This is a genomic window from Rhizobium sp. BK377 (genome assembly GCF_014193935.1).
Lineage (GTDB): Bacteria > Pseudomonadota > Alphaproteobacteria > Rhizobiales > Rhizobiaceae > Rhizobium.
Map to the genome: position 1 here is coordinate 158,579 of NZ_JACIAC010000006.1, position 18,398 is coordinate 176,976.

At 59.8% G+C, this 18,398-nt stretch carries 12 protein-coding genes; 4 read left to right on the forward strand and 8 right to left on the reverse strand.

Annotation, left to right across the window (positions count from 1 at the left end; all coding sequences use genetic code 11):
- Window positions 1-2: 2 nt before the first annotated feature.
- Window positions 3-1,142, reverse strand: coding sequence for a FecR domain-containing protein (locus FHT92_RS22550; protein WP_183829490.1), 1,140 nt, complete (start codon window positions 1,140-1,142; stop codon window positions 3-5).
- Between the two features lie 242 nt (window positions 1,143-1,384).
- On the opposite strand from FHT92_RS22550, the gene FHT92_RS22555 reads away from it, so the two are divergent.
- From FHT92_RS22555 to FHT92_RS22570, 4 genes are read left to right on the forward strand one after another with little or no spacing between them, the layout of a single operon-like run.
- The gene (locus FHT92_RS22555) at window positions 1,385-2,638 is read left to right on the forward strand and encodes a sarcosine oxidase subunit beta family protein (RefSeq protein WP_183748618.1); all 1,254 of its coding nucleotides are present in this window, start codon (window positions 1,385-1,387) and stop codon (window positions 2,636-2,638) included.
- A 13-nt stretch (window positions 2,639-2,651) separates the two neighbouring features.
- Window positions 2,652-2,993: a sarcosine oxidase subunit delta gene (locus FHT92_RS22560; protein ID WP_183829493.1), complete on the forward strand. Its 342-nt coding sequence runs from the start codon at window positions 2,652-2,654 to the stop codon at window positions 2,991-2,993.
- On the forward strand, window positions 2,990-5,983 hold the full coding sequence (locus FHT92_RS22565) for a sarcosine oxidase subunit alpha (protein WP_183829496.1): 2,994 nt from the start codon (window positions 2,990-2,992) through the stop codon (window positions 5,981-5,983). Before FHT92_RS22560 ends, FHT92_RS22565 begins: the two co-directional genes overlap by 4 nt.
- Entirely contained in the window at window positions 5,976-6,524 is a 549-nt protein-coding gene (locus tag FHT92_RS22570; protein ID WP_183829499.1) for a sarcosine oxidase subunit gamma, read from the forward strand. Before FHT92_RS22565 ends, FHT92_RS22570 begins: the two co-directional genes overlap by 8 nt.
- 15 nt (window positions 6,525-6,539) lie before the next feature.
- On the opposite strand, the gene FHT92_RS22575 is transcribed toward FHT92_RS22570, so the two are convergent.
- From FHT92_RS22575 to FHT92_RS22605, 7 genes are all read right to left on the reverse strand, one after another.
- Window positions 6,540-7,028, reverse strand: a complete 489-nt coding sequence (locus FHT92_RS22575) for a MaoC family dehydratase (RefSeq protein WP_183748622.1) — start codon at window positions 7,026-7,028, stop codon at window positions 6,540-6,542.
- Window positions 7,029-7,116: 88 nt separating this feature from the next.
- Entirely contained in the window at window positions 7,117-9,087 is a 1,971-nt protein-coding gene (glgX, locus tag FHT92_RS22580) for a glycogen debranching protein GlgX (protein WP_183829502.1), read from the reverse strand.
- Between the two features lie 12 nt (window positions 9,088-9,099).
- A complete protein-coding gene (locus tag FHT92_RS22585) occupies window positions 9,100-10,731 on the reverse strand; it encodes an alpha-D-glucose phosphate-specific phosphoglucomutase (RefSeq protein ID WP_183829505.1) in 1,632 nt (543 codons plus the stop codon).
- Window position 10,732: 1 nt separating this feature from the next.
- Window positions 10,733-12,178 carry a glycogen synthase GlgA gene (gene glgA, locus FHT92_RS22590; protein WP_183829508.1) on the reverse strand — a complete coding sequence of 482 codons (1,446 nt, stop codon included), beginning with the start codon at window positions 12,176-12,178 and terminating at the stop codon, window positions 10,733-10,735.
- A 3-nt stretch (window positions 12,179-12,181) separates the two neighbouring features.
- Entirely contained in the window at window positions 12,182-13,444 is a 1,263-nt protein-coding gene (gene glgC / locus FHT92_RS22595) for a glucose-1-phosphate adenylyltransferase (protein ID WP_183829511.1), read from the reverse strand.
- 19 nt (window positions 13,445-13,463) lie between these two features.
- Window positions 13,464-15,671 carry a 1,4-alpha-glucan branching protein GlgB gene (gene glgB, locus FHT92_RS22600; RefSeq protein WP_183829513.1) on the reverse strand — a complete coding sequence of 736 codons (2,208 nt, stop codon included), beginning with the start codon at window positions 15,669-15,671 and terminating at the stop codon, window positions 13,464-13,466.
- Window positions 15,668-18,130 (reverse strand): glycogen/starch/alpha-glucan phosphorylase, encoded by a 2,463-nt coding sequence (locus FHT92_RS22605; protein WP_183748631.1) that lies wholly within the window; start codon window positions 18,128-18,130, stop codon window positions 15,668-15,670. Before FHT92_RS22605 ends, glgB begins: the two co-directional genes overlap by 4 nt.
- Window positions 18,131-18,398: the final 268 nt, after the last annotated feature.

Consider the following 18,398-nt stretch of genomic DNA (forward strand, 5'->3'; position numbering starts at 1 on the left):
AGTCACCGGTTGCGGCTCCAGCCGCCGTTCCAGTCCCGGTTTCCGTTCCCGCCCCAGCCATGATTCCGGTCACGATGCTGGTCTCTTCCCGCACTCTGCTGATTATCAACGGCGTGGTTTTCATCGCCGCTTCTTTCCTGTCTGCTCGGCGTATCCGGGTTGCTGTCTGCCCTTTCCGTGCGGCTTGGTCGGTCAGAGGCATCATGTCTGTCCGCATGATCGGATCTTTCGTGCCGACCCGGTCTTCCATGATCGTCATCGTGGTCATCGTTATCGTGCCTGTCCTTCCAGCCATGCTCGTCATGTTCGTGGTGCCAGTCGTCCCTGTCATGATGCGGTTTGTCGTGATGCGGTTTTTCCGGCCGCTGCTTCTGCGGTTCCTCCTGCTTCTGCGGTTGCGAAGGAGGCGCGGGATTCGGAGTGCGCTGCCGGAGTTCCTGACGAAGTCGGTCTTTCCGCTCGGGCACAACCGAAGCCATTCGGCAACCGCCGAGCAGGCCTAGGCCGCCCGTTAAACTCTGATTGCCGGAAAGGAAGGGGAGGGCGCGCTGGTTGCCAAGTCTCTGCAGCACGCTGCTGTTGACAGGTTGCGCATCTGTCATGTTGCCGTTTGGCTGCGCGACGACGCAATCACACCGCTGCTGCAATTGCCGACAGCCGCCCGGACCGCAGAAGCTGGCCGCGCCATTCAACAGCACAACTGCGGTTGTGCCGTCGGGGCCGACATAGAAATCGAAGGCGGTACCGCGCACGCCGATCGTGCCGGCCGGCGTTTGTATCCGGTAGGCCGAGGATTTCGAATTGCCGCTGACCCAGCGGAATGTGCCTTTAGCCACCTTGATCGAGAGGCGTTTGACGGAGTCGGAATCATCGAAGACATATTTGTCGATGACAACGGACGAGCCCCAGCCGACGGCAAGCTTGGTGCCGTCACGGAATATGAACTGGCCGAGCCCCGATTGCGAGGTGCGGATACGCTCGTCGCGGTGGACCTCGTCATTGACGATAATGGGACCGGCTTGTCCCGTCACTTCAGTTTTGATGAGAGTTGCCTGGCCGACGGGCTCAGCCGCGTGTGCGGGCCATGCGCCTGAAAGCGCGAAGCAGCAGCTCGCGATCCATATGCTACGCCAACTCGACATCTAACACCCCATATATGGGAATATTAGCATCTCCCGTATGGCTGTTCTGCCTGCCCTGATGGGTGAGAAAAGGATTATGCCGCATCTGCGAAGGTGCAATAGAGGCCGATGGAGGCTGCGTGCCTCCCGCCGTGTCAAAACAAACGCTCTTTCACGTCGCAAAAGAACCGTTGTGCCGCAATTCGATTTGCGATTTGTATGGCCACGACGAAAATGCCTTTGCCTGAAGGAGATGATGGCGGATGCGGAAATATTCGGTTTTTGCCGTAGCGCGGGAGGCTCTGCGTGGGCACAGGGGCTGGGAAAAGCAGTGGACTTCGCCGGAGCCGCGATCCGAATACGACGTGATCATCATCGGCGGCGGTGGGCACGGACTAGGCGCAGCCTATTACCTCGCCAAGGAGCATGGCATCACCAATGTGGCGGTCTTGGAAAAGGGCTGGCTTGGTGGCGGCAACACCGGCCGCAACACCACGATCATCCGCTCCAACTATCTCTATGAAGAGAGCATGCACATTTACGAGCACTCGATGAAGCTCTGGGAAGGGCTGTCGCAGGAACTCAACTACAATGTCATGTATTCGCCGCGCGGCGTGATGATGCTGTCGCACAATGTGCACGACATGCAGAGCTTCAAGCGGCATATCCATGCCAACCGGCTTTACGGCATCGACAATGAATGGCTGACGCCGGAACAGGCCAAGGCCTATTGTCCGCCGCTCGATATTTCGGCGACGGCACGCTACCCGATCAACGGGGCTGCCTTGCAGCGCCGTGGGGGTACGGCGCGTCACGATGCGGTTGCCTGGGGCTATGCGCGTGCAGCGTCCGACCGCGGCGTGCACATCATCCAGAATTGCGAAGTCACCGGCATTCGCCGCGGTCCTGATGGTCGCGTCACCGGCGTCGAGACCAATAAGGGCTTCATCGGCGCGAAGAAGATTGGCGTGTCGGCTGCCGGTCACACGACCACAGTCATGAAGATGGCGGATGTGCGCGTGCCGCTGCAATCGAGCCCGCTACAGGCGCTGGTTTCCGAGCCGCTGAAGCCGATTTTCCCCTGCGTCGTCATGTCGAACACGGTGCACGCCTACATCTCGCAGTCCGATAAGGGAGAACTCGTCATCGGTGCGGGCACGGACCAGTATAATTCCTACTCCCAGACCGGCGGCCTGCAGATCATCACGCATACGCTCGACGCCATCTGCGAGCTCTTCCCGATGTTCCGCCGCGTGAAGATGATGCGCCAGTGGGGCGGTATCGTCGACAACACGCCGGACCGTTCGGCCATCCAGTCGAAGACGCCGGTTCCCGGGCTCTACGTCAATTGCGGCTGGGGTACCGGCGGCTTCAAGGCGACGCCGGGTTCGGCCAACCTTTTCGCCCATCTGATCGCTCGCGACGAGCCGCATAAGTTCAATGCAGGACTGACGCTGGAGCGTTTCCGCAGCGGGCGGCTGATCGACGAGGCGGCCGCTGCCGCCGTTGCGCACTGACACGAGGACAAACATGCTGCTGATCTATTGCCCTTACTGTCAGGAAGAGCGCTCGGAGCTGGAATTCCGGGGTGCCGGCGACGCCCATATCGCCCGGCCGTCCAATATTGCTTCGATCTCGGATGAAGAGTTCGAGGAATATTTCTTCCTGCGCGATAACCCGAAAGGCCTGATTTTCGAACGCTGGCGCCACATGCATGGCTGCGGGCGCTTCTTCAATGCGGCACGCGATACCGTGAGCGACAAGTTCATCATGACCTACAAGGCCGGCGAACCGAAGCCTGATATCGGCGCTGCGGCGGAACCGCATGCGCCGGTCGAGACCTATGAAGCTGTTGAAGGAGAGGCGCAATGAGCGGCGCGAACCGTATCGTCGGCAAGGGCCGGCTGACGCCCGCAAGGACTGCGCGTTTCACCTTCGATGGCAGGAGCTATACGGCGCTCGAAGGCGATACCGTTGCCTCGGCCTTGATTGCCCATGGTGTGCACCTTGTCGGGCGTTCGTTCAAATATCATCGCGCGCGCGGCATTCTTTCGGCGGGCGCCGAGGAGCCGAATGCGCTGATCGACGTTGCTCGCGACAGCGCTCGCAAGCAGCCGAATGTGCGGGCAACCGTGCAGGAAGTCTTCGACGGCATGATCGTGAAGTCGCAGAACCGTTGGCCGTCGCTTTCCTTCGATGTCGGTGCGGTCAACAACCTGTTTTCGCCCTTCTTTGCGGCGGGTTTCTACTACAAGACGTTCATGTGGCCGCGGGCCGCGTGGAAGCGCGTATACGAGCCGATGATCCGTCGTGCTGCGGGTCTTGGAGTCGCTCCGACGGAAGACGATCCCGACCACTATGCCAGCCGTTATGCCCATTGCGACGTATTGGTCGTCGGTGCCGGTATTGCCGGTCTTTCGGCGGCATTGGCTGCTGCGGAAGCCGGAGCAAAAATCATCCTCTGCGATGAGCAGGCCGAAGCCGGCGGCGCGTTGCGCTTCGATGCCGGCGTGAAAGTGGATGGGATCGATGGCTATGCCTGGGTGCAGAGAACCTTTGCGCGCCTGAAGGCCATGGAGAACGTGGAGCTCCTGACCCGCACCACGGCCTTCGGCTACTACAACCATAATTTCGTCGGTCTCGTCGAACGCGTCACGGATCATATCGCCCGCCCCGACCGCGATCTGCCGCGCGAGCGGCTGTGGCAGGTCCGCGCCAAGCGCGTCATCCTGGCGACGGGTGCTATCGAGCGGCACATGGTGTTTCCGAACAACGACCGTCCCGGCATCATGCTTGCTTCGGCCGGGCGGATGTATCTCAATCATTATGGCGTTGCGGTCGGCCAGACGGTCGGCATCTATACGGCCCATGACTCTGCCTACGAGGCTGCTTTCGACCTGAAGCGGGCGGGTGTTTCGATTGCCGCGATCGTCGATGTCAGGCAGGCGCCGGGTGCAGCAGTATTGGCCGAAGCCCGTACGCTCGGCATCGATGTTCTGACCGGTCAGTCGGTCGTCGATACGTCGGGTGCGCTCCGCATCTCGTCGATGACGGTCGCGCGCAATGGCGGCGGTTCGGCGCGCAAGATCAGCGTCGATGCGCTGCTTGTCTGCGCCGGCTGGACACCCTCCGTGCATCTCTTCTCGCAGTCGCGTGGCAAGGTCGCCTTCGATGCCGAAACGCAGCGTTTCCTGCCCGGCACCTATGCGCAGGATTGCCTGTCCGTCGGCGCCTGCAACGGTACGGATGGTCTGCAGCAGACCGTCGAGGAATCGCTTGCCGCCGGTGAACTGATGGCGCAGGCCGTCGGCAAAAAGGCAGGCAGAAAGATCAGCGTTTCCGTCGAGCAGGCGTTCGACTGGACGGGTGGCATGATTGGTGCTGCCGAAGGGGCCGGACCGGAGACGAACGCCAAGGCGTTCATCGACTTCCAGCATGATGTCTGTGCCAAGGATATCCGCCTCGCTGTGCGCGAAGGTATGCATTCGATCGAGCACATCAAGCGCTTCACGACGAACGGCATGGCCTCCGACCAGGGCAAGCTATCCAACATGCATGGTCTGGCGATTGCCGCCGAAACACTCGGCAAGGATATTCCGCAGGTCGGCCTCACCACTTTCCGCGCGCCTTACACGCCGGTGACTTATGGTGCACTGATCGCGCATTCGCGTGGGTCGCTGTTTGACCCGACGCGCAAGACGCCGCTGCATGCCTGGGAAGAAGCAAAAGGAGCAGTCTTCGAGGATGTCGGCAACTGGAAGCGCGCCTGGTTCTATCCGCGTTCCGGCGAGACGATGCATCAGGCGGTTGCCCGCGAATGCCGGACTGCGCGCGAGGTCGCTGGTATCTTCGATGCCTCGACGCTCGGCAAGATCGAAGTCGTCGGGCCGGATGCCGCCGAATTCATGAACCTCATGTACACCAATGCCTGGGACACCCTGAAACCTGGCAAATGCCGATACGGCATCATGCTGCGCGAGGACGGCTTCGTTTATGACGACGGCGTCGTTGGTCGTCTCGCCGATGACCGTTTCCATGTGACGACGACGACCGGTGGGGCGCCGCGCGTTCTCAATCACATGGAAGACTATCTGCAGACGGAATTCCCGCATCTGAAGGTGTGGTTGACCTCTGTCACCGAGCAATGGGCTGTTATCGCTGTCCAAGGGCCGAAGGCGCGCGAGATCGTCGCACCGCTGGTTGAAGGGCTCGATATTTCCAACGAGGTCTTCCCGCATATGAGTGTGGCGGAGTGCAAGGTGGCAGGCGTTCCGGCACGTCTCTTCCGTGTCTCCTTCACCGGTGAAACGGGCTTCGAAATCAATGTGCCCGCCGATTACGGCCAGTCGGTGCTGGAAGCGGTTTGGGCCAATGCGGAGCCGCTCGGCGCCTGCGTCTACGGCACGGAGACCATGCATGTGCTTCGCGCGGAAAAGGGCTATATCATCGTCGGCCAAGATACGGATGGCACGGTGACGCCTGATGACGCCGGGCTCTCCTGGGCGGTTTCCAAGAAGAAAGCTGATTTTGTCGGCATTCGCGGGCTGAAGCGACCCGATCTCGTTAAGGAAGGGCGCAAGCAACTCGTCGGTCTTACGACGAAGGATGCGAAGCTGGTGCTGGAGGAGGGGGCGCAGATTGTTGCCAACCCGAACCAGCCGAAACCGATGAAGATGCTCGGCCACGTAACATCGGCCTACTGGTCTGAAAATTGCGGTCGTTCGATTGCTTTTGCGCTGATCGAAGGCGGTCGCAATCTCGTGGGTGAAACGCTCTATGTGCCAATGCCGGATCGGACCATTCCGGTCGAGGTGACCGATCTGGTGTTCTTTGACAAGGAAGGAGGCCGTATCCATGGCTGAGGTCGCAATTCGCAAGCCGGCTCTCTCCGGTCTCCTTGCCGGCTCGGCGACGGTGCGCCTGACGGTGGCGCCGGTCGCAAGCCGCCTTTCGCTGCGTGCGCCGGCCGAATCCGTATCCGCACTATCTTCTGCGCTGGGGGTGACCCTGCCGACAGCACCCAAGACCTCCGGCAGTGCCGGAGGGCGTTCGGCACTCTGGCTGGGACCGGACGAATGGCTCGTTATTGACGAGGCTGGTTCAGATCTTCTGTCGCTTCTTTCTCGCGCGGACGCTCTTCACTCGGCGGTCGATGTTTCTCACCGCAATGTGGGTATTACTGTTTCAGGACCGGGTGCGGAGGTGACGCTGTCGGCGGGCTGCCCGCAGGATCTCTCTCTGGAGACTTTTCCGGTGGGCGCTTGCTCGCGGACAATCTTCGGCAAGGCCGAGATCGTGCTCTTCCGCACCGAGGAGGATACGTTCCGGGTGGAATGCTGGCGGTCGTTTTCGGATTATGTCTTCGGCCTGCTCGCCGAAGGCGCCGAGGACGCGAGCCATTAAGGTCCGCAGAGAACCTTAAACGTCTTCCGGCCGATCTTTCGGGTCGAACTGGATGATAGTGATCCAGCGGGCGGTTAGTGCCGGCTTCTTTTCGTTCTCGATTTCGATCGAGACATCATAGGTCGTCATCAGCATGCCGGCGCCGCGAAAGCGGGCGTCCGAGAGCACGAAGTGGCCGCGAATGCGGGTGCCGCTCCTGACCGGCGACATGAAGCGGATCTTATCGAAACCGTAATTGATACCCATCGTCTGCTCGCGCACCTTGGGCAGGCAATTGTAATTCATCGTCGACAGCAGCGAGAGCGTCAGGAAGCCATGGGCGATGGTCCCGCCGAAGGGACTTTCGGCTGCTGCGCGAATGGGGTCGACGTGAATGAACTGATGGTCGCCGGTTGCCTCGGCAAAGGCATCGATCATCTTCTGATCGACAAGGATCCAGTCGGACAACCCAGTTTCCGTACCAACCAGTCCCTGGACCTCCGAGAGCGAAATTTCCGTGACCATGCATTCCTCGTAAAAAGCCGCAGCCGCAAAGCCTTATCCCGCATTCATGACGATTGCGATAATGATTCGCACGGGCGGGTTTCGTCGATCAATTTTCCACGAAAAAGGCGACCGAACGTGGCTCAACTGTGGCGCGGCCGCCGACTTTCCGCGCGCCATCCGGTAAAAGCTGGCGCCAGTTTGCTTCGCCGACTGAAGGCAGCTTGAAGGGTAGGTGCTGTTCGGAGCGATTGAAGAGCACGGCGAGGCGGGTCCGCCTGCGGCTAGCACGATCGTCGGTCGTAAGTATCATGCCGAGGGTGGAAAGCGAGGGGGTTTCCCATTCGCCCGTTGTCATCGGCTCGCCGGATAGCGAGATCCATTCCACATCCCCATTGCCGGAGAAGAAGGTCAGGTGGGAGAAGACCGAGAAGCGGCGGCGAAGGGTTGCGAGGAAGGCGGTGTGGGCGATCAAGTCTTCGTCCAGCAGCTTCCAGTTGATCCAGGTGATCTCGTTGTCCTGGCAATAGGCATTGTTGTTGCCGTGCTGCGTGCGTCCGCCTTCATCTCCGGCCGTCAGCATGACGCTGCCGCGGCTGGCAAAGAGGGTGGAGATGAGCGCCTTGACATCGGCCTTGCGTAGCTCCCGGATGACAGGATAGGCCGTTTCACCTTCGACGCCGTTGTTCCAGGAATGGTTCTCGTTGTGGCCGTCGCGATTGTTCTCGCCGTTCGCCTCGTTGTGCTTGCCGCTATAGGATACGAGGTCCATGAGCGTGAAACCGTCATGTGCCGCGAGGAAATTGACGCTACGCGTCTCAGCCCCACCATTGGCTGAGAAAATGTTCGACGAGCCGGCGAGGACGGTTGCGAGCGAACCCGTCTTCCAGTCATCGCCACGCCAATAGCACCTCACGTCATCGCGGGACCGATCGTTCCATTCGAGGAAGGGCGGAGGGAAATTGCCGAGCTGATAGCCGCTTGGGCCGATATCCCAGGGTTCGGCAATCATGATGCGATCGCCGAGGAAATCGTCGGCGAGAATCGCGGCCAGCGTACCGTTCCGATCGAAGCCGTGTGCCGTGCGACCAAGAACCGGCGCCAGATCGAAACGGAAGCCGTCAACGCCGGCATTGCGGACGAAATGGCGCAGGCTGTCGATGATGAGCCGCTGGACGTAGGGATGGTCGCAGGCAACCGTATTGCCGGTGCCGGTATCGTTGACGAGCACGGATGGCCGGTCCGCTACGTGGCGATAGTAGCTGAGATTGTCGATACCGCGCAGCGATAGCGTCGTGCCATAGCGGTCGCTTTCGCCCGTATGGTTGAAAACGAGGTCGAGGATGACGGCGATGCCTTCCTCATGCAGCTTCGCCACTGTTTCTCTGAGCTCTGCGATACCACCCGGCACGATACGCGGATCGAGTGCCATGAAGGCAACGGGATTGTAGCCCCAGCCGTTCGTCAGTCCAAGCGGCGGCAGATGACGTTCGTCGATCCATGCGGTGATGGGCATCAGTTCGACGGCATCGACGCCGATACGCTTCAGGTGCGCGATGACGGAGGGATGGGCCAGAGCGGCGACTGTGCCGCGCTGAGCTTCCGGCACATCCGGATGCAGGATGGTGAAGGGCTTGACGGCCACCTCGTAAATAAAGCCGCCTGGTTTGAAGAGCGGCTTTTGGCTTTTGAGAGGCGCGTCTTTGGTGACGACAGACTTCGGGATCAGGTGCTGCGTATCTTCTCCGAAGATGCCGAGCCGCGGGTCGTAATGAAAAGGTCCATCGACGGCCTTCGCATAGGGATCGATCAGCAGTTTCGAGGGGTCGAACCACAGGCCGTTATCCGGAGCGTAAATGCCGTCAGCGCGGTAGCCGTAGCGCGCGCCTTCCTTCACTCCATCGACAAAAAGACGGAAGACGTGGTCGCTGTCGCGGGCCATGGGGAGCCTCGCATATTCCTTGCCGTCATCGTCGAAGAGGCAGAGATCGATCTGCGCTGCATGATGCGACCATACAGAAAATTCAACGCCCGTTTCGAAAACGATGGCGCCGCCCTGTGCGGAACTGTTGCCCCCCATATGCCCCCCGGATCAGGTGATCACGGTCGGCTCGTTGCGTCCCGTGCGCTCACGAATGTTGGCGATGCTTTCCGCGGCCGCAATCAGATCGGCGAGCGCTTCCTGCGTTTCGATATTATGGCGAGTCGAATCCGGCTCATAGCGCTCGATATAGACGCGCAGGGTTGCGCCAGACGTGCCGGTGCCGGAAAGGCGGAAGACGACGCGGGAGCCGCCCTGGAAAAGGACGCGGATACCCTGATGTTCGCTGACCGACTTGTCGATCGGGTCGTGATAGGCGAAGTCGTCCGCCTTCTCGACAGTGAGGTCACCAAACGTCTTGCCGGGCAAGGTGGAAAGCTGACTGCGCAGATTGTCCACCAGGCCGTTTGCCGCATCGCTGTCGACGCCTTCATAGTCATGGCGGGAATAGTAGTTGCGGCCATAGGTCTGCCAGTGCTGGGTGACGATTTCCTGCACGCTCTCGCCGCGGACGGCCAGGATGTTCAGCCAGAGCAGAACGGCCCAGAGGCCATCCTTCTCACGGACGTGGCTGGAGCCGGTGCCGGCGCTTTCTTCGCCGCAGATAGTCGCCATGCCGGCGTCGAGCAGGTTGCCGAAGAACTTCCAGCCGGTCGGGGTCTCGTAAATGCCGATGCCGCGCTTTTCAGCCACGCGATCGGCCGCGCCCGATGTCGGCATGGAACGTGCGATACCGGCGAGGCCGCCGGAATAGCCGGGCGCCAGGTTGGCGTTGGCAGCGAGAATTGCAAGGCTGTCGGACGGGGTGACGAAAATGCCGCGACCGATGATGAGGTTGCGGTCGCCGTCGCCGTCGGATGCGGCACCGAAATCGGGCGCATCCTCACCCATCATCTCGTCGTAAAGTTCCTTGGCATGAACGAGGTTAGGGTCCGGATGATGGCCGCCGAAATCCGGGAGCGGCATGAAATTGCGCACGGAACCCGAGGGAGCGCCGAGACGGTTCTCGAAGATTTCCTTGGCATAGGGGCCGGTAACGGCGCTCATGGCATCGAAGGCGATGCGGAAGCCAAGGCTGATGAGGTTGCGGATCGCGCCGAAATCAAAGAGCTCTTCCATCAACGCGGCATAGTCTTCGACCGGATCGATGACCGAAAGAATCATGCCGCCCGGCAGCTCTTCCTTGCCGATGCGGTCGATATTGACGTCGGCGAAGTCGGCGATCTTGTAGCTCTCGATCGTCTTGGAACGAGCAAAGATCGCGTCGGTGATCTTTTCCGGTGCCGGACCGCCATTGTTGACATTGTACTTGATGCCGAAGTCTTCTGTCGGGCCGCCGGGATTGTGGCTGGCCGACAGGATAATGCCACCGAAGGCTTTGTATTTGCGGATGATATGGGAAGCTGCCGGGGTTGAGAGAATGCCGCCCTTGCCCACCATGACCTTGCCGAAGCCATTGGCGGCGGCCATTTTGACCGCCTTCTGAATGACTTCGCGGTTATAGTAGCGTCCGTCGCCGCCGATGACCAAACACTTGCCCTGATAACCTTCGAGCGAATCGAAGATCGACTGGATGAAGTTCTCCGCATAGTTCGGCTGCTGGAAGACGGGAACCTTCTTGCGCAGACCCGAGGTGCCAGGCTTCTGGTCCTGATAGGGCGTGGTTGGAATGGACTTGATCATTTTAGGTCATGCCTTTCGAGACGAGGCTTGAATACAGGACAACATAACGTTCGGCGCTCTTCTCCCAAGAGACATCCGACTTCATGCCCTGCTTTTGCAATTGGGTCCAGACTTTTTGATCTGCGTAAAGGTGCATGGCGCGGCGCAGTGCCTGTAGCATGCTTTCTTCGTTTACCGGTGCGAATTGTATGCCTGTCGCCACCTTGGCTGCAAGTGCGGCATGATTGGCATCGATCACCGTATCGTTGAGACCGCCGGTGCGCGCCACGATCGGTACACAGCCGTAACGCAAGCCATAAAGCTGGGTGAGGCCGCAGGGCTCGAAGCGCGACGGGATGATGATTGCGTCGCAGCCGGCTTGCATGAGGTGCGACATCGGCTCGTTATAACCGATGGAAACGCCGATGCGACCGGGGTTGCGATGGGCGGCAGCCAGCAGCGCGCCTTCGAGGGCCGCTTCGCCCGATCCGAGAACGACGAGTTTGCCGCCAAAAGCGGCGACCTTGTCGGCCGCGCTTGCGACGAGATCCATGCCTTTTTGCCAGGTGAGCCGGCTGATGACGCAGAAGATCGGCGCGTCGTCATGGTCAAGATGGAAGAACTCCTCGATCGACCTGCGGTTTTCAGCGCGGTTTTTCAGTGTCGTCGGACCGTAATGGGTATGGACGACCGGATCGGTCGCCGGATTCCAGATATCAGCGTCGATGCCGTTGACGATGCCATGCAGTACGTCGCGGCGGCTGGCGATGACGCCTTCCAGGCCCATGCCGAATTCCGGGGTCAGGATTTCGTCGGCATACGAAGGGCTGACTGTAGTGATGGCCGTGGCGGTCTGCAGGCCCCCCTTGAGGAAACCGACCGTGCCGTAATATTCGATGCTTTCGGTAGCGAAAGCGTGCGGTGGCAGACGAAGGTGTGGGAAGATATCGGCGCCGAACTGACCCTGGAAGGCGATGTTATGGATCGTCAGAATGCTCGGCAGTTCCGGCGTCGGATAATAGCGCATGTAGACCGGCACCATGGCGGATTGCCAATCGTGCGCATGCACGAGATCCGGGCGCCATCCGGGCAGCAGGCCTGCAGCGATCTCGGAACCTGCCAGCGAAAGGGCGGCGAAGCGGCGCCAATTATCGGGGTGATCCTTGCCGTTCGTATCGAGATAGGGACCGCCGGGACGATCGTAATAGGCGGGAGCATCGAGGACGAGAATATTGAGACCCTGATGCTCGGCCTCGAGCACGCGTGCAGGCTGGCCGAGAAGATCGGAAAACTCCAGCCGGACGGCCGGATTTTGCAAGAGTTTCATCACGGCGGGATAGCCGGGCATTAGGGTCTTGGTTTCGATACCGAAGGATTTGAGGGCTATCGGCAGGGCGCCCGCCACGTCGGCAAGGCCCCCTGTCTTGATCAGCGGGAAGACTTCGGACGAAACCGAAAGAACTTTCATAAGTCAGATATCCAGCTTGTCGATCATCGGTTGCGTGATCAGGCAAATCCCGCTTTCCGTCCGTCTGAAGCGTCGGGCGTCAAGTTCGGGATCCTCGCCGACGACCAGACCTTCAGGAATGACGACACCGTGGTCGATCACAACATCCTTGAGCTGCGCGCGCCGGCCGATCTTCACATTGGGCAGGATGACCGCTCCTTCCAGCTTGGAGAAGGAGTTGGCCCTGACACCGGTGAAGAGAAGACTCCGGTTGAGGCTTGCGCCCGAGATGATGCAGTCGCCGGCAACGACGGATGACGTTGCCGAACCGCGTCGGTCTTCATCATCGTGGACGAATTTCGCCGGCGGGGTGATCTCGGCATAGGTCCAGATCGGCCAGGACTTGTCGTAGATGTCGAGGGCTGGAACGATCGCGGTCAGATCGATATTGGCCTGCCAGTAGGCGTCGATCGTACCGACGTCGCGCCAGTAAGGCTCGTGTTCGAAATCTGAACGGACGCAGGATTGCGCGAAGCGGTGGGCGACCGCCTTACCATGCTCGACGATATAGGGGATAATATCCTTGCCGAAGTCGCGGCTCGAAGTCGGATCAGCGGCATCGCGGCGAAGCGCCTCGATGAGGAACTTCGTGCGGAAGACGTAGATGCCCATGGACGCGAGCGCGAAATCCGGCTTGTCCGGAATACCAGGCGGATCGGCCGGCTTTTCGATGAAGGCGAAGATCTCGTCCTTCTCGTTGACATGCATGACGCCGAAACCGACCGCATCCATGCGCGGGACTTCCAGGCAGCCGATGGTCACGTCTGCGCCGGTATCGACATGCTGCTGCAGCATGTATTCATAGTCCATCTTATAGATATGGTCGCCGGCCAGGATGACCATGTACTCGACGCCGTAGTCCTCGATGATATCGATGTTTTGATAGACGGCGTCGGCGGTGCCTTCGTACCATTGCGTTTCGGAAACGCGCTGGGAGGCGGGCAGGATGTCGAAGCTTTCATTTCGCTCCGGACGGAAGAAGTTCCAGCCGCGCTGCATGTGGCGGATCAGCGAATGCGCCTTGTATTGGGTGGCGACGCCGATGCGGCGGATGCCGGAATTCAAGGCATTGGACAGTGCGAAATCGATGATGCGCGCCTTGCCGCCGAAATAGACGGCTGGTTTGGCTCGTCGGTCGGTCAGTTCCTTGAGGCGGCTTCCCCTACCGCCGGCGAGAACATAGGCCATTGCATCGCGGGCAAGTGGCTGAATACGCTTTTCTACCATTTTCTCCTCCCACCAGTCACTAATTCTCAGGTTCAAGCATGATCGTCGCCAACGGCGGCAGGGTTATCGAGCAGCTTATCTCGCCGCCGGCATCGACGGCCTGCACGCGCCCGCCATTGCCTTTTCCGCTGCCGCCATAAATATCGGCATCGGTATTGAGGATTTCCCGCCAGCGTCCGGCAGAAGGCAGCCGGATCGAGTAGTTCTCGCGATAGACGGGTGTAAAGTTGCTGATGACGGCCACCGGCTTCTGGCCGGGCGCCTTGCGCAGCCAAGCGAAAACCGAGTTCTCATAATCGTCTGCGATGAGCCATTCGAAGCCGTCGCCTTCGCAGTCGCGCGCATGGAGCGCCGCCTTGCTGCGGTAGGTGAAGTTGAGGTCGCGCACAAGCCGGCGCATGCCTTCGTGCATACGATATTGCAGGAGGTTCCAATCAAGCGACTTGTTTTCGCTCCATTCGGCCCATTGGGCAAATTCCTGCCCCATGAAGAGCAGCTTCTTACCTGGATAGCCCCACATGAAGGCGTAGTAGGCGCGCAGATTGGCGAATTTCTGCCAGTCGTCGCCAGGCATCTTGGCGATCAAGGAACCTTTGCCGTGCACGACTTCGTCGTGGGACAGCGGAAGGACGAAGTTTTCCGAATAGGCATAGAGCAGCCCGAAGGTCAGCTCATTGTGATGATGCTTGCGATGCACCGGTTCGCGGCTCATGTAGCTCAGCGTGTCGTGCATGAAGCCCATGTTCCACTTGAAGCCGAAGCCAAGGCCGCCTTCATGGACCGGCTGGGAAACTTTCGGCCAGGAGGTCGATTCCTCGGCGATGGTCATGACGCCGGGATGTTCGCCGTAAATGCGGGTATTGAGGTTCTGCAGGAAGCGGACGGCTTCGAGATTTTCATTGCCGCCATATTCGTTCGGAATCCATTCGCCGTGCTTGCGCGAATAGTCGAGATAAAGCATCGAGGCGACCGCATCGACGCGCAGGCCGTCGAGATGGAATTTCTCAGCCCAATAGAGCGCATTGTTGACGAGGTAAGATACGACTTCGGTGCGGCCAAAATTGTAGATTGCCGTGTTCCAGTCCGGGTGAAAACCCTTACGCGGGTCTTCGTGCTCGTAAAGAGCGGTACCGTCAAACCAACCGAGACCATGTTCGTCGGTCGGGAAATGTGCCGGTACCCAGTCGAGAATGACGCCGATGCCAACCTTGTGGCAGCCATTGACGAAACGGGCGAAACCTTCCGGCTCACCGAAGCGGGCGGTTGGCGCGTAGAGCCCGGTCGTCTGGTAGCCCCAGGAGGGGTCATAGGGGTGTTCGGTGATCGGCAGGAATTCGATATGGGTGAAGCCCATATCGACGCAGTAGGGAATGAGGCTTGAGGCGAGCTCGTCCCAGGACAGCATGGAGCCGTCCTGTCGACGCTGCCAGGAGCCCGCATGGACCTCATAGATACTGATCGGTTGCCGACGCTTGTCGGCTTCGCGCCAGTGTTTCAGATGCTCCTCGTCCTGCCATTCCTGTGCTAGCTCGGCGGCTGTTACAGAAGCTGTTTTCGGGCGAAGTTCGCTGCGGCGCGCAAAGGGATCCGCCTTCAGAGGCAGCAGCACGCCGTCATGGCCGCGGATTTCGAATTTGTAGGGAACGCCGAGCGGCACGTCGGGAGCGAAGATTTCCCAGATGCCACTGTCGGAACGGAAGCGCATAATGTGACGCCGTCCGTCCCAATTGTTGAAATCGCCGACGACGGAGACGCGCTGCGCATTCGGTGCCCAGACGGCAAAGTGGATGCCGGTTGCGCCTTCATGCTTAATTCGATGGGCGCCCATCTTGTCGAAAAGCCGCAGGTGCGAACCTTGTCGGGCGTAATAATCGTCCATCGGACCGAGTACAGGGCCGAAACTATAAGCATCGGTCACAGCCCATTCCGCGTCGGCACGGCGCGCGCGATATCGCACGGGCTGGAATTTGGAGATGGAGACCTCGCCGCCGAAAATACCGTCCGGATGAAGCTGGTGGAGATCGCCGATCGGTGTTCCATCCAGCGTCATCGCCGTGACTTCCTCGGCGCCCGGAAGAAAACACCTGGTGATGAAAGTCCCGCTGACCTGGTGCACGCCCAGGACGGCAAAAGGATTGGCATGCGAGCCACTGAGGATTGCCGCGATTTCGTCTGCCGAAATTTCCCAGGGAAGCTTCACTTCAGGGGCGGCTTTCGGCGGCTTCATCCGGCTCTCCAGATCTCGTCTGCATATTGTCTGATCGTACGGTCAGAGGAGAACCAGCCCATCCGCGCCGTATTGTTAATCGTCTTCTCATACCAGGAGGACTGGTTGGTCCAGATCTGGTCGACCTCGCGCTGGGCGGCGGAATAGGCATCGAAATCGCCAGCAACCATGAACCAGTCGTGTGAGTAGATGCCATCGATGAGACCGGTGTAGCGGTTGCGATCATCCGGAGAAAAGACGCCCGAGCTGATGGCGGCAAGTGCCTGAGACAGCTCACGCGAGCCTTCGATGATCGCACGAGGATTGTGGCCTTCGCTGCGGATCTTGGCGACTTCGTCGGCCTGCAGGCCGAAGATGACGATGTTGTCTTCGCCGACATTGTCGCGCATCTCGACATTGGCGCCGTCGAGCGTGCCAATGGTCAACGCACCGTTCAGGCCGAACTTCATGTTGCCGGTACCCGACGCTTCCATGCCGGCCGTCGAGATCTGCTCGGAAAGGTCGGCGGCCGGGACCATGACCTCGGCAAGCGTAACGTTGTAATTCGGCACGAAGACGACCTTCAGCAGGCCGCGGACCGATGGGTCGTTGTTGATGGTACGGGCGACATCGTTGATGAGCTTGATGATGAGTTTGGCGTTGTAATAGCTCGGCGCAGCCTTGCCAGCGAAGAGTTTTACACGCGGCACCCAATCCAGCTCCGGATGCGAGCGGATCTGATCGTAGAGCGCAACGGCTTCGATGATGTTCAGGAGCTGACGCTTGTACTCGTGGATGCGCTTGATCTGGATGTCGAACATGGCCGAAGGATCGAGCTTCACGCCCATGCGGCTGGCGACGAGGTTGGAGAGCGCCACCTTGTTCGCACGCTTCACGGCCGCGAATTTCTGCTGGAAGCTCGGGTCGGTGGCGAATTTGTCGAGCGCCCGCAGCTTTTCGGCGTCGTCGAGGAATTCATCGCCAATCGCTTCGCGCACCAGGCCGGTCAGGCCGGGGTTGCATTGCTGCAGCCAGCGACGCGGCGTAATGCCGTTGGTCTTGTTGTTGATGCGATCAGGATAGAGCTTGTGCAGGTCCGCAAAGACTGTGACCTTCATCAGGTCGGTGTGTAAAGCCGAGACGCCGTTGATCGAATGCGAGCCGACGAAGGCGAGGTTGCCCATGCGAACGCGACGGTCACCGCTTTCATCGATCAGCGAGATCGAACGGATTTCCGTGTCGGAGAAATTCCGCGTCTTGCGCGCCTCGATCAGGATCTTGGCGTTGATCGCATAGATGATCTGCATATGGCGCGGCAGCAGACGCTCGAAGAGCGGAACCGGCCAGCTTTCCAGCGCTTCGGGAAGAAGCGTGTGGTTGGTGTAGGAGAAGGTGCGGCGGGTGATATCCCAGGCCGTATCGAAATCCAGGCCATGCACGTCGCAGAGCAGACGCGTAAGTTCGGCAACGGAAACGGCTGGGTGGGTATCGTTGAGCTGGATCGCCACCTTGTCCGGCAGGGATGTGAAGTCGTCATATTGTTGCAGGTGACGGCGCAGGATGTCCTGCAGCGAGGCGGACGAGAAGAAATATTCCTGGCGCAGGCGCAGTTCCTGGCCGGCAGGCGTTGCGTCGGCCGGGTAGAGAACGCGGGTCAGGCTTTCGGCCCTGTTGCTTTCGCGCAGCGCGCCGATATGGTCGCCGGCATTGAAGGCGTCGAGCAGGATCGGGTCGATCGGCTGGGCCGACCAGAGGCGCAGCGTATTGACGCGCTTGCCGCGCCAGCCGACGACAGGAGTATCGAAAGCCGCGGCAATGACTCGCTCGGCCGGTTTCCAGACGTAACGCGGTTGCTCGTCATGGCCACCGATGACCTCGATCGAGCCGCCGAAACCGATTTCGTAGGCGCTTTCGCGGCGTTCGAATTCCCAGGGGTTGCCGTGCGCAAGCCAGTTTTCCGGCAGTTCGACCTGCCAGCCATCCGCCATCTGCTGGCGGAAGAGGCCGTGGACGTAGCGAATGCCGTAGCCGTAAGCCGGGACATCCACAGTTGCCATCGACTCCATGAAACAGGCGGCAAGACGACCGAGACCGCCGTTGCCGAGGGCAGCATCCGGTTCGAGGCCGGCGATGACGTTGATATCGACGCCGAGCGAAGCAAGTGCGTCCCTTACCTCTTCCATCAGGCCGAGGTTGGAGACGGCATCGCGCATCAGGCGGCCGATCAGGAATTCGAGCGACATATAGTAGACGCGCTTGGCACCGGTTTCATAGACCTTGCGGGTGGATTCCATCCACTTGTCGATGATGCGGTCACGCACTACGAGAATGGTTGCCGTCAGCCAGTCGTGCGGCTTGGCGACCTTGGCATCCTTGCCGATGCGGTAGGTCAGACGCTCGATGATTTCCTCCGCGAGGATTTCTGGTCGGGAACTGCGCGGAGCTGGTGAGAGAATGATCGGCTTCGAAACAGTATTCATGGTCAGGTCTCACCAATTTTGATTTGGTTACAGTATCTTACGCCTGCTTCAATCGATTTGTCGCTCAAGCTGACAGGGCAGTTTATGCACCGTTATCACGCACTTGCAACAAGGGAATTGGACAAACGAAAAATTTGCGGAACCTTCACATTCGAGCGGCTTAAGGGACTTGATTTCAATCGGTTTTCCCGATCTGATGAGCGGAGTAACGTTCAAACGAAAAGCCGCCCTGGTTTGTTCCGGGAGCGGCTTTTTGATTGTGAGAACG